The organism is Psychrobacter coccoides, from assembly GCF_017498085.1.
GTDB classification, from domain to species: Bacteria; Pseudomonadota; Gammaproteobacteria; order Pseudomonadales; family Moraxellaceae; genus Psychrobacter; species Psychrobacter coccoides.
The window spans coordinates 28,797-41,322 of record NZ_JAGBKM010000006.1; the positions used below are offsets into that span (position 1 = coordinate 28,797).

A 12,526-nucleotide genomic window follows, 5' to 3' on the forward strand; every position below is an offset into this window, starting at 1 on the left:
TTGAGACACCTATTCTCCAGTAGTGGTCTCAAAGGTTTTATCACAACAAATTTAAAAATAGCGTTATTAATGACCGTTAATAGCGCCCTTTATTAAGATTTAGTTTGCTGTGATAAGACCTGATGAGTCTTTTCAAGGTTTTGATTTAACATTATTTGATGCTGAGACACTTATGAATGATTTAAGGTCGCAACTGGCAAAACAAAAACGTTACGATGCATTATTTGTCAATGCCACCAAGGCATTTGCCGTTCTCGTGCTGCTATCTTTGGGCGGTATTTTGCTCTCTTTGATCATTGGCGCTTGGCCAAGTATTCAAACATTTGGTCTTGGCTTTTATACCAGTAACAATTGGGATACGGTCGCCAATGAGTACGGTGCACTAGCGCCGATCTATGGCACACTGGTCACTTCATTTATCGCTATTTTAATCGCCGTGCCAGTCAGCTTTGGTATTGCAATATTTTTGACCGAGATGTGCCCGACCTTCTTAAAAAAGCCTCTCGGTATCGCCATTGAGCTGCTGGCAGGTATTCCCTCTATCATCTACGGTATGTGGGGACTGTTTGTTTTTGCGCCGTTTTTTGGCGATCACATTCAGCCGTGGTTTATCGAGCATATCGGCCCATTGCCTATCGTCGGTAAGCTGTTTACCGGTGCGCCAATGGGACTGGGCATGTTTACCGCCTCATTGGTGCTTGCCATTATGATTATTCCTTTTATCGCCGCCACCATGCGCGATGTTTTCTCTGTGGTGCCAGACTTATTAAAAGAATCGGCTTACGGCATGGGTGCGACCACTTGGGAAGTGATGTTTAAAATTATCTTGCCCTATACCAAGGCAGGCGTGGTCGGCGGGGTTATCTTGGGGTTGGGTCGGGCGCTGGGTGAGACCATGGCCGTGACCTTCCTTATTGGTAACGCCTTTAATATCAGCCCAAGTCTGTTTACCTCGGGTGTCACCATTACTTCAGCGCTGGCCAATGAGTTTGCCGAAGCATCCAGTGAGCTACATCTGGCGTCGCTGCTGCACCTTGGCCTCATACTATTTATCATCACCTTTATTGTGCTGTCGCTGGCTAAGCTCATGCTGATACGTATGGATCAAAAAGCAGGCAACCGCTAATACATAACGACATACAGACGATAGCGATATACAGGCTGATAAAAAATCTTGAAAAATGGAAATGAGTTTTATGCGTACTAATACGATGCACTCAGCGTTACCTGCGCAGACTGGCTTTGATAGCCGCTACGACAAACGCCTTTATAACAAACGGCGCTGGGCCAATAAGTTGGGTCTAGGCTTTGCCATGTCGGCGATGGTATTTGGCTTGATTTGGCTGTTTTGGATACTGGTGACGCTGTTTGTCGAAGGCTTTCAGGGCATGGTGCAAATGCCTATCTTTACTGCCGATACGCCGCCACCGATGAGCGAAGGTGGTCTACGCAACGCCATTGTCGGCTCGGTGATGTTGGCATTTTCGGGATTATTTATCGGTGCGCCCATTGGCCTGATGACAGGGATTTATTTGTCTGAGTTTGCGCAAGGCAGCTTGCTTGGCAAAGTGACGCGCTTTTTAAATGACATTTTGCTCTCTGCCCCCTCGATTGTCATTGGTCTATTTATTTATGCCTTGATGGTCAAAGGCCAAAGCTTCTCTGGGTGGGCGGGTGCCTTGGCATTGGCACTGATTGTGGTGCCTGTGGTGGTGCGCACGACTGAAAACATGCTCAACCTGGTACCCAATAGCATTCGTGAAGCGGCCTATGCATTGGGCACACCGAAGTGGAGGATGGTTACGCAAGTGACGATTAAAGCGGCTCGAGCGGGGCTGACCACTGGTGTGCTGTTGGCCTTTGCCAGAATCACCGGTGAGACGGCGCCGTTACTATTTACGGCATTGAATAATCAATACTTTAGTACCGATATGAGTCAGCCGATTGCCAACTTGCCGAACACCATTTATCAGTTTGCGATGAGTCCTTATGACAATTGGCATGCACTTGCATGGGCCGCTGCACTGCTGATTACCGCCTCGGTATTGGTACTCAATATTTTGGCAAGGTTTATCGGTGGACGCAGCTCCAGCAAATAGCAGCCAGAGTCGATAAGGCCTACCACCAAATCACTTTATATACCCATTTACCTAAATTTATATTCATCAAGCTAGGTTGGATAACATTATGAATGACGTCATCAGCAAAACGCGTAGCACAGCAGATAGCAGTAACTTTGATACGACCACAGCCAACTTATTCAATAGATCGATGGCGACGACCACGCAACTGTCGCAGCCAGATTCGTCAAATTTAACTAAGCAAACACGGCATGATATTCCTAAAAACATGCCAGCGGCAAAAATGCAGATTCGTGATTTGAGCTTTTATTATGGTGATTTTCAGGCATTAAAAAACATCAATATCGACATTCCTGATAAAAAAGTCACTGCCTTCATCGGCCCCTCAGGTTGCGGCAAATCGACCCTGCTCCGTACCTTTAACCGTATGTATGACTTATACCCAGGCATGCGTGCAGAAGGCAGTATCAACCTCGATGGCAAAAACATCTTAGGCAAAGACATCGATGTCAACCTGCTACGCGCGCAGGTGGGTATGGTCTTTCAAAAGCCGACGCCGTTCCCAATGTCCATCTATGACAATGTCGCCTTTGGTGTGCGTCTCTATGAAAGGCTAAGCAAAGCTGAGCTGGATAATCGGGTGGAATGGGCACTAAGAAAATCGGCACTATGGCCGGAGGTAAAAGACAAGCTCAAAGCCTCAGGCTTGTCGTTATCAGGCGGCCAGCAGCAGCGTCTGTGTATCGCTCGTAGTGTCGCTACCAAGCCTGAAGTGCTACTGCTCGATGAGCCAACTTCGGCGCTTGACCCACTCTCGACAGGCGCCATCGAGGATTTGATTGAAGACTTAAAAAACGACTACACCATCGCCATCGTCACTCACAACATGCAGCAGGCGGCGCGCGTCTCAGACTATACGGTCTATATGTATCTGGGCGATATGGTTGAGATGGGCGAGACGAATCAAGTATTTACCACGCCGGCGCAAAAAGCCACGGAAGATTATATTACGGGTCGTTATGGCTAACACTGTACAGATTGAAAGTACAGCAGACTAAAGCTATTTACACAAATTAAAAAACATACCTTGCCATTGTTGATTTATTTTAGAAGATATAATCAGTTGAAAACAAAACTGTCATAAGTTCCAAAGCGCTACTGGGATGAATTTTGCGCAGCCTCTGTGTATACAGCACGCAAGGAAAATTTATACCAGTAGCATACTATGACCCGTGTTCTTTTTTATGTTGAACTGACTATAACAACAATACAGCTATGCCAGCAGCACGCCATTAATATACAGATTTTAGGGAATACCTCTTATGCAAAGTGACAAGCACATCTCCAAAAGTTTTGATCAAGATTTGGACGAAGCCATTCGTCTGTTTTTGGTGATGGGCGACCATGCGGCTAGCCAAGTTGCCAAAGCCATTCATGCCCTTATCGACAAGGATGACACACTGGCGCAAGAAGTCATCGAGATGGATTTTGATATCAATCGGCAGGAGGTCGAGCTCGATGAGCATATCTTATTATTGGTCGCCAAGCGTCAGCCTGCGGCCAGTGACTTGCGTTTGGTGATGTCCATCAGTAAAGGCGTGGTGGATTTGGAGCGCATCGGTGATGAAGCGGTCAAAATTGCTAAAATGGCCAATAAGCTCGCCGCCCAAGGCAAATCAGCGTATGGCTATGCCGAAGTGCAGCATCTGAGCAATCAAGTGCGTCTGATGCTGCACAATGCGCTAGAGGCTTTTAGTCAGTCCAATGCTGAGCAGGCGTTTGAGGTGATGCGCAATGATGATGTGGTCAATGAGGAATATCAGTCAGCGATTCGTGCCTTGATGACTTATATCATGGAGGACGCGCGCCACGTCTCCAAGGTCATCAATATCGTGTGGGTATTGCGTGCGCTTGAGCGTATTGGTGATCATGCACAAAATATCGCCGAGCTGGTCATTAACTATATTAGCGGCCACGATGTACGCCACTCAGACTATGCTCTGGTCGAAAAAGCGGTGCAAGAAGCCAATGATCGGATAGCGGCACGTCAAGCCTCTCCTTTATCAGTAGCTGATAGCGGGCTGTTAAATAATGACGAAGATTAACACAACAGACAGCACTTATTGTAATATATGCTTCATATCTTAGACCTATCGATAGATAGTATTATTGAGGCATATCATGAAAAAAGTATTGGCTATCACTCCTATTTTTTTATTACTGGCAGCTTGTGCAACTAACGCACCCATGAATAGTAGTAATAGTACGCAAGCTCAAACCTTTACCTGTGAGGATAACGCTAAAGTGACAGCCGCTTATGTGAGCAATGGCAAGCTCGCTAACTTAAGCTTGACGCTACCCAGACTAGGTATCAGTCAGCAAAAAGTTAGCTTGAGACAAGCAGTATCAGGCTCTGGTACACGCTATATTAAAGAATCAAGCTCTAAAGCCAGCTACGAGTGGCAGACCAAAGCCAATGTAGGCGTCCTGAGCATTCGCTCAGTGAACGATCGTATATACAAGGTCAACTGCACTCTAAAAAAATAGGCGCTTATTAGCTGTTACGACTCGACTCATGCTTATTAATGGCTTTTACAGCGGTTAATAAGCATTACTCACTATACCCCGCCCGCTCCTTTGCTTGATAGCTCGCTGTTTTCGACTAATATAGCAGCCGCTGTTTTTTTGAGTATCGCCCACTGCTCATCATCGACATGAATGCCCTCTTTCCATGAGCGCTGATGGGTCTCAAACAGCTCATCCGTCGATATCTTATGATCGAAGTGCTGGATATCGTCTTCGATATCAAAGTTTGAGGTAGCCAGCTCAATGATCATATCGTCAGTATTATAGTTGGCTTGCGCCTTATTAAAGAAGTAGATATCAGGATAGACAAAGCCTTGATTTAGGGTAAATAAAGTATGCTTAGGCGCTGAGCCATTGTCCCACTTAGCCAGACAAGCGATACCGTTATCAGCGAGCTTGACCAACTCGCTATAAGCCAGCCAGCGATTGTGACAGTTCATCAGATAAATCTGAAAGTGATCCAGATCGCCCATCTTTTCTAACGCATAGTCCATAATGGCAGGCAAATGACAAATCAAACTGCTGCTATGTAAGTCAAAGCGAATGGCGCCAGTCTCTTGATGGACGATATCGATGGGCGCATCTTGTTCAGTTAAGATAAAAGGCGTGGCATTATTGAAATGACGTACACCGTCCAGTCCTGCCATCTCAAGCTCTGCCACCATAGAGGCGATGACGTCAGCTTCGCCGACTTCTCGGTGCATGCCAGCAAAGGCTTTATACACCATTGCCACGATTTCGTTGTGCGATACAATCATGTCGAACCTCCTTTACTGTGTGGGTGACTGTTTGATTAACGGCTCTTTTATTGACGACGCTTCTTTTGACAAATTGGGTAATAAAGGAAACAGCCACTCATCACTATGTATGTCACTAAATACAGGCGCACCCTGAAACAAGGTGATGCGCACCCAGCGATCAGATCTGGGATCGAACTTGGTCGCACCAAACATCGAGAGCTTACAGCGCAGTAGATGAATCGGCAGGGTATCTTTGTGCAAGACATTCATCTGAATATCGCCCATTTTTTTGTGCCCCATGGTCCAGACACGGCGAGCGATAGAGCGGTATTTAGGTTTGCTTAATATAAACTCAGATATGAGCTGCTGCGGATCGGCCTGCTGCAGTACCGTATACAGATTTTTGGTTTGTCGAGCAATGTCCAATGCCAGCTCACGATCATCGCCTGGCTCTTGTCCACGCACGCCCATGCGTGGCTCCTCTTTATCCACTGAGCGATACCAAAACCAATAGCGATTCTCAGGCTCATCAAAGTCGATATTAACCGCCCATTGATAGCGTGACTCTAAGACATCAAGCAAATCTTGAATCACTTTGCCTTTCGGTAATGACAAGGTCTCATCAGCGTTGACTTTTTCTTGAAACGCATCGACTCGCTCAGGATACAGCTCCATTAAGCAAGAGATAATGACTTCTTGACTCTCAAAGCTCAAATGATCATAAGCCTGCAGGAACTCTGCCCATGTCGTGTGGTTTTGAATAACTGTCGTTAACTCACTTTGTAAGGCACTCAACTCTGTAACGACAACCTCGTTTAATGTGGCTTGCTGCTCATTAATGGTAACGATTTCGCTAAAGTGCTGAATGGCGCGCGCAAGCAAGCTAGAAAAATACGCCACCTTTTCTGCCTCAATATCACAAACCAAGGTCGCTTGTACCGCTTCTTCACGAGTGGTGAGCCACTGGTCGACGACACAAGGATGGTTGATGAGATATGGCGCCATACCCAGACCCGTGGCATTGCCTATACCAAGATAACGCTTAATCTCTGGATGCAGGGCGACGGCTTTATTGCCGCCCTTTTTCTTTGCCAAAAAATCAACCCAATCAAGGCTAAACTCGCGTAGCAAGTAAACGGCACACATCTGCGCACGAAACGACTGATTAAAGTCTTCACTATGATCTAAGGGTTTAAAGTCATAAATACCAAATTTGCCGTTGCCATAGACCGCCGTGGTACGCAGGATATAGCCAACTTGTGCGAGCACCTCGAGATCAGGCTGGCGTCCAGCAGCCAAGGCGCTGACAATATGCTCAAAGACGCGCACGCTCTTGTTGGCTCGTGCCAGTACCATCACCATGTTGGAGTTGCGGCCTGCTTCTTGTAGCGGTACATTGGCCTTTAGATCATCGAGCAGCGCTTGACCGATCTCACCAAACACCAGACCAAAGGTGACGTCCCACTTTTGGGCGATCACTCGATCATTGCGCTCGTCATCGGCAATCTCATTGCAAAACACCACCAAGTGATAGGTGTGCTCAGGCGTCGTCAGGCGATAAATGACTTGTCCATAACCATTGTCATCCAAATCCCAAAGATGGGTGCTCAGCGACCATTTTTCTCTATCCATTTTACGCAGTAATGTGCGCACAAAACTGATACGTGTCTGGTGCATGGCGCCCAGCCGCTCAGCATTCATGACCACATCGGGGCTGCGTAAAGACAGTGTCGCTACGTCAATGCTCTTATTGCTTGCGTGAACCACATTCATAATGCCACTACCTTAAAAATATGTCAGACCAGTTAACTGGCTAACGGTTTGTACGAGGTACTTTTAAACAAAGCCCTTTAAAAAACAACCATTTTAATACCTTAAATAAATCACTATCATAATCAGCAGGTTATATATGGTTGACCGATGATTTACTTCTCTGCGACAACCTTTTGTTTAGCAAGTTTTTCTTCTGCTATTCGATGATTGACCACCACCTTATTAGGGCGATACAAGTCTTGCTCTCGTGCCATTTGCTGAGCAATCTGAGGACCGTTCCATAGCGATGGCAATAAGACAAAGGACACCGGAACTGCAGTAATCACAATAAATGACTGCAAGGCACTTACCCCACCTGAACCAAGCGAGATCAAGACGATGGCAGTCACCCCCATCATGATGCCCCAAAAGGTACGAATCATAGCGTTTGGCTCACGCTCGCCACTGATGACCACACTGATGGTATAGGTCATCGAGTCCCCTGTCGTCACGATAAAAATCGTGGTCAAAATTAAAAACAGGATCGAGGTAATCAAAGGAAACGGTAGCTGCTGCGTGACCGCTAATAAGGCACCGGGTAAGTTAAAACCTTCAAAGGCGGCGCTCACACTACCCGGATTGGCAATCTCAAACGCCAGCCCCGAGCCACCGACGATGGTGAACCAAAAGCAGGTGACCAGTGGCGCAATGATACAAACCGTGGTAATCAGCTCTCGAATGGTACGGCCACGTGAAATACGAGCGATGAAGATAGCCATCATCGGGCCATAGCCCAAAAACCAGCCCCAAAAAAACACTGTCCACCAGCTTAGCCAGCTTTCATCACCACGGTACGTGGCCATTGGGATAAAGCTATCAACCAAACTACCGACACCTTGAATATAACCATTCACGATAAAGTTGGTCGGCCCAAAGATTAAAATAAACACCATCAACGCAAAGGCCAGCGTGACGTTAAAGCGGCTGAGCAATTGCATCCCACGTGTCAGTCCACTGATCGCTGAAATAGTATAAAGTGCAATCGCAAACACAATGATCATCAGCTGAGTGATAAAGGTATCAGGAATACCAAATAGCTCATTAAGTGCGTAGCTGGTTTGTAGACCTAAAAATCCAATCGGACCGATGGTACCTGCCGCTACCGCAACGATACAGCACGCATCGATAATGGCGCCCGTCTGACCAGTAAGAACTCGCTCACCAAATACAGGATACAGCAAGGTGCGCGGCTTCAGCGGTAAGCCTTTGTCATAGTGCAGATGCATCACCACGATGGCCGTCAAGCTACCGACGATCGACCACGCCAAAAACCCCCAATGCATAAAAGACTGTGACAAAGCGTTGAACGCACGCTGCTGCAGATCTGCGGACTCACCATATAAAGGCGGCGCTGTAACATAATGCGCAATAGGCTCAGCGGCTGCCCAAAACACCCCGCCGCCAGCAAGCAGCGTACAAAACAAGATGGCCATCCACTTAAAGCTGTCCATTTCAGGTACCGGCAGATTACCTAAAATGACCCGTCCCGTACGACCAGCGCCAACAGCCAAAGCAATGACAAAGGTCGCTAATAACAGTATCTGCCAAAAGGGGCCAAATATATTAACCGACCAAGCAAAGCTGGCATTGACGATCTCTGCTAATTGCGCCTCGGCAAAGATGGCCATTAAAACGAAGAAGGTAATAAAACCGCCACTGTACCAAAACGCTGGGTTTTTAAGACCCAAGGTATCGGTATCGGCGTCTGTGTGTATGGGGGTTGTCACATGAGGTGCGCTATCAGCTGCTATATTGACAGCGGCTGAGCGTCCTTGCTCATCACTATTAAATCCTTTTAAATCGGCCATGAGGTGGCTCCATATGCTAATGCTAACATTACATGGTGTAAATCAGGCGTTATAGTATTGGGATATACCTAAACCATCCCATTGCCTTGCTTATTTCAAATCTATTTATCATAGATTCCTATTTCTACAAAGGGGCTTAACGCTATAAAACGAAGTCGTTTTATAGCGTTTTGAAGTGATAATGTGCAAACCTAAACGTATCAAATGACATCTTGCAGTGAGCTTTTAAGCGCTCATTGGCTCATCGTTAAGCCAAAGGCTTTAAGCCTTGCTCTAAAAAGTCAAACCAGTTTTGCCCGATGATTTTGCCAGCGTCAGTCTCATTAAAACCATGCTGTAAAAGACCGTTATAGATGTTTTCCATACCATCTTTGCCTGCGAACCACGGCAGAGTATCTGGCCAGCCTGAGTTGTTGGCATTGCCTTCACCATAATCCATCGCCTTTGACCAACGACCATTACGCATCCACTCAAGCACTGCTTGCGGCTGATTGAGACATAAATCACTACCGATGGCTAAATGCTCGACGCCGTATTTATCGGCGCAATTGGCAATCATTCTGCAAAAGTCATCAAGCGTACAGTCGCTACCATTGGGCAAGTGGAACGGATATAAGCTAAAGCCTAATAGCCCGCCCGCTTTGGTTAAGGCACTGATGACGGTATCTGATTTATTACGCAGGGCATCATGTGCGGTGGTCGGATTGGCGTGACTGATACATATCGGACGTGAGGAGACTTCTATCGCCTCAAGCGTAGACTGCTCAGCACTGTGTGACATGTCGATAATCATACCGACCCGATTCATCTCTTTAATGGCCTGTTGACCAAAGCGGGTGACGCCGCTGTCTTTTGATTCATAACAACCAGTTGCCAGTAAGCTTTGGTTGTTATACGTCAGCTGCATAATCAAGAGCCCCATACGGCGCATGACACTAATCAGACCAATTTCATCATCAATGGGTGAGCAGTTTTGCGCACCAAAAAAGATACCGACCCTGCCCTGCTCTTTTGCGGTTTTGATGTCGCTGACCGAATAAACGGGCATAATCAAATCGCTGTTTTGCTCAAAGCGTGCGTGCCACTCAGCAAAGCGGGTCATGGTCTGACGTGCATCTTCATGATAGACCAAGGTGGCGTGTACCGCATTGATACCACTATCTTTTAGCATCTTGAAGTAGTCACGATCCCAATGACTATACTGTAATCCGTCGATGACGATATGATCTTGGTACATCTTGCTATCCTTTTGTGCTTTGATAAAGTATGTCAGGCACTCATTAAAATAAGGTTGTCAATTATTTCGTATAGCTGGTATAAATTTTCCTCGCTTGCTGTTCGCTATGCTCACAGAGGCTTCGAAAAATTCATCCCAGCATACTTAACTTTACATTAGCTATGACAAATTAAGTGCTTTATATTCATTTTTATTAATACGCTTTTTGATAAGCGGTCTTGACGATGGTATAAAACTCTTTGGCATACTGACCTTGCTCACGCGGGCCAAAGCTCGACTCCTTACGGCCACCAAATGGCACATGATAATCGGTACCCGCAGTCGCTAAATTGACCATCACGCAGCCAGCTTGTACTTGCTCTTTAAACATCGCACTACTGCGCAGACTTTGGGTAATGATGCCGCCAGTCAAACCAAAGCGGGTATCATTGGTCATCGCAATCGCTTCTTCCAAGTCCTTGACACGCAAGACACAAGCAAGCGGGGCAAACACTTCTTCTTGGTTGACATCCCAGCTGTTATCAGTCTCAGTAAATAAGGTCGGCGCCATATAATAGCCATCATGCGCCATCTCTAAACGCTCACCACCAAAAGCTAAATTAGCTCCAGATTTCTTGGCTTTTTCGATCCAATCCATGTTTGACGCCAGTTGCTTATCATCGACCACAGGCCCCATAAAGATGCCGTCTTCCAGCGCATGACCAACCTTTAGCGTCTTCATTTTTGCGACCACACCTTCGACGAAGGCATCGTGGATACTGTCCATGACGATGAGACGTGAAGAAGCGGTACATTTTTGCCCTGAACCGCCAAAGGCACCAGCAACCGCCATATCAATGGCAAGTTGTAAATCTGCATCATCAGCGATGACCAAAGCGTTCTTACTGCCCATCTCAAGCTGGCAGCGGATGAAGTTTGGTGCCGTAGCAGCAGCGACTTTGCGACCTGTGGCGACAGAACCTGTGAAGCTGACCGCATCGATGTCTTTAGAGTTGATGAGCGCATCACCTACGCTAGAGCCGCCACCCAATAGCAGGTTAAACGTACCTTCAGGCATACCTTGACGGTGAATGATTTCCGCTAACGCGACCGCACTGGCAGGCGTTAAGTTCGCAGGCTTCCAGATGACACTGTTACCAAATGCTAAAGCTGGCGCAATTTTCCATACAGCAGTCGCAGTTGGGAAGTTCCAAGGCGAGATAATCGCCACCACACCGACGGCTTCACGAGTGACTTCCACTTTTACCCCAGGACGGACAGAGTCAGCGCTATCACCTATTTGGCGTAACACTTCGGCGGCATAATAATGGAAGAACTGCCCAGCACGATAAATCTCACCGCGACCTTCGGCAAATGGCTTGCCTTCTTCACGTGAGAGCAATGTACCCAGCTCATCACAGCGGGCAATCATCTCATCACCGATCGCTTGCAGGATAGACTGTCTCTTCTCAAGTGGTGTCGCTTCCCATTTTGGCTGCGCCTGACGTGCCGCTGCGATGGCGTCTTTGACTTGATCCTGACTGGCTTGTGCAAACTCACCAATGATTTCACTGGTATCAGATGGGTTGATATTAGCAATGGTATCAGCGCCCGCTTGCCATTCACCATTGATATAAAGTGACTTGGTTGGGTCTTGTTGTAATACTTGTTGGGTATTTTGGGCTGACATAAGAACATCCTTATTAAAGCGATTAAAAAACAAAGCGATTAAAAAACTTGGTAAATAAAAAATAGAAATATATTCAAAACTTACGGCACAGCAGCATAAACGACCAGCTCTACCATCATCTCTTCACGAGCCAGTCCTGCTATTACCAGCGCTGCACGATTTGGATATGGTGCTGCAAAGTATTCAGCATACACTTGGTTGACGGTCTGTAGATACTCGCGGTCGGTCACATAGATCAGCACCTGCAATACCGCATCCATACCGACACCTGCACATTCTAGCGTGTGCTTAAGGTTGTCTAGCGTTTGCCGAGTTTGCGCTTCGATACCACCTGCGACCACTTCACCCTTATCATCAATAGGAATCTGCGCAGTATACAGCGTGCCACCATGAGTAACTGCCCACTCTAACGGTGACTTAGAGGCATAAAGTGAGGTGTTAACCGCTTGTTTGGTTGAGGGAGTCGCCATACTGTCCTATCCTTTCAATAAATGGTGGCACCAAACCCTTTTTTTGGGTATTCATTTGGTATGGGCTTTATCCTACGCAATTACCATCGATAAATCTAACTAATTAAACTTTATATATGATAG

11 protein-coding genes are annotated in these 12,526 nt (G+C 46.7%); 5 read left to right on the plus strand and 6 right to left on the minus strand.

The window, feature by feature from the left end; genetic code table 11:
• Positions 1-172 precede the first annotated feature (172 nt).
• The 5 genes from pstC to J3492_RS04840 all read left to right on the plus strand — a co-directional run bounded on the left by pstC (position 173) and on the right by J3492_RS04840 (position 4,628).
• A complete protein-coding gene (gene pstC / locus J3492_RS04820) occupies positions 173-1,126 on the plus strand; it encodes a phosphate ABC transporter permease subunit PstC (RefSeq protein ID WP_207990463.1) in 954 nt (317 codons plus the stop codon).
• A 187-nt stretch (positions 1,127-1,313) separates the two neighbouring features.
• Entirely contained in the window at positions 1,314-2,099 is a 786-nt protein-coding gene (gene pstA, locus J3492_RS04825) for a phosphate ABC transporter permease PstA (RefSeq protein WP_424108385.1), read from the plus strand.
• 250 nt (positions 2,100-2,349) lie between these two features.
• Positions 2,350-3,108, plus strand: a complete 759-nt coding sequence (gene pstB / locus J3492_RS04830) for a phosphate ABC transporter ATP-binding protein PstB (RefSeq protein WP_243453119.1) — start codon at positions 2,350-2,352, stop codon at positions 3,106-3,108.
• Between the two features lie 295 nt (positions 3,109-3,403).
• Positions 3,404-4,186, plus strand: a complete 783-nt coding sequence (gene phoU / locus J3492_RS04835; RefSeq protein WP_207990470.1) for a phosphate signaling complex protein PhoU — start codon at positions 3,404-3,406, stop codon at positions 4,184-4,186.
• Between the two features lie 76 nt (positions 4,187-4,262).
• Positions 4,263-4,628, plus strand: a complete 366-nt coding sequence (locus tag J3492_RS04840; RefSeq protein ID WP_207990472.1) for an MliC family protein — start codon at positions 4,263-4,265, stop codon at positions 4,626-4,628.
• Between the two features lie 71 nt (positions 4,629-4,699).
• Here J3492_RS04840 and J3492_RS04845 read toward each other — a convergent pair whose 3' ends face one another.
• The 6 genes from J3492_RS04845 to J3492_RS04870 form a co-directional block, all read right to left on the minus strand.
• Positions 4,700-5,425, minus strand: coding sequence for a DUF3726 domain-containing protein (locus tag J3492_RS04845; protein WP_207990474.1), 726 nt, complete (start codon positions 5,423-5,425; stop codon positions 4,700-4,702).
• Positions 5,426-5,437: 12 nt separating this feature from the next.
• Entirely contained in the window at positions 5,438-7,180 is a 1,743-nt protein-coding gene (locus J3492_RS04850) for a hypothetical protein (protein ID WP_207990476.1), read from the minus strand.
• 152 nt (positions 7,181-7,332) lie between these two features.
• Positions 7,333-9,027: a BCCT family transporter gene (locus J3492_RS04855; RefSeq protein ID WP_207990478.1), complete on the minus strand. Its 1,695-nt coding sequence runs from the start codon at positions 9,025-9,027 to the stop codon at positions 7,333-7,335.
• A gap of 247 nt (positions 9,028-9,274) precedes the next feature.
• A complete protein-coding gene (locus J3492_RS04860) occupies positions 9,275-10,264 on the minus strand; it encodes a membrane dipeptidase (protein WP_207990480.1) in 990 nt (329 codons plus the stop codon).
• Positions 10,265-10,457: 193 nt separating this feature from the next.
• Positions 10,458-11,933 carry an aldehyde dehydrogenase family protein gene (locus J3492_RS04865; protein ID WP_207990482.1) on the minus strand — a complete coding sequence of 492 codons (1,476 nt, stop codon included), beginning with the start codon at positions 11,931-11,933 and terminating at the stop codon, positions 10,458-10,460.
• Between the two features lie 80 nt (positions 11,934-12,013).
• Entirely contained in the window at positions 12,014-12,403 is a 390-nt protein-coding gene (locus J3492_RS04870) for a RidA family protein (protein ID WP_207990484.1), read from the minus strand.
• Positions 12,404-12,526: the final 123 nt, after the last annotated feature.

Excerpts from the sequence above, each read along its gene's own strand:
- pstC (WP_207990463.1), top strand. The coding sequence starts at position 173 with ATGAATGATTTAAGGTCGCAACTGGCAAAACAAAAACGTTACGATGCA.
- pstA (WP_424108385.1), top strand. The coding sequence starts at position 1,314 with ATGTCGGCGATGGTATTTGGCTTGATTTGGCTGTTTTGGATACTGGTG.
- pstB (WP_243453119.1), top strand. The coding sequence starts at position 2,350 with ATGCCAGCGGCAAAAATGCAGATTCGTGATTTGAGCTTTTATTATGGT.
- phoU (WP_207990470.1), top strand. The coding sequence starts at position 3,404 with ATGCAAAGTGACAAGCACATCTCCAAAAGTTTTGATCAAGATTTGGAC.
- J3492_RS04840 (WP_207990472.1), top strand. The coding sequence starts at position 4,263 with ATGAAAAAAGTATTGGCTATCACTCCTATTTTTTTATTACTGGCAGCT.
- J3492_RS04845 (WP_207990474.1), bottom strand. The coding sequence starts at position 5,425 with ATGATTGTATCGCACAACGAAATCGTGGCAATGGTGTATAAAGCCTTT.
- J3492_RS04850 (WP_207990476.1), bottom strand. The coding sequence starts at position 7,180 with ATGAATGTGGTTCACGCAAGCAATAAGAGCATTGACGTAGCGACACTG.
- J3492_RS04855 (WP_207990478.1), bottom strand. The coding sequence starts at position 9,027 with ATGGCCGATTTAAAAGGATTTAATAGTGATGAGCAAGGACGCTCAGCC.
- J3492_RS04860 (WP_207990480.1), bottom strand. The coding sequence starts at position 10,264 with ATGTACCAAGATCATATCGTCATCGACGGATTACAGTATAGTCATTGG.
- J3492_RS04865 (WP_207990482.1), bottom strand. The coding sequence starts at position 11,933 with ATGTCAGCCCAAAATACCCAACAAGTATTACAACAAGACCCAACCAAG.
- J3492_RS04870 (WP_207990484.1), bottom strand. The coding sequence starts at position 12,403 with ATGGCGACTCCCTCAACCAAACAAGCGGTTAACACCTCACTTTATGCC.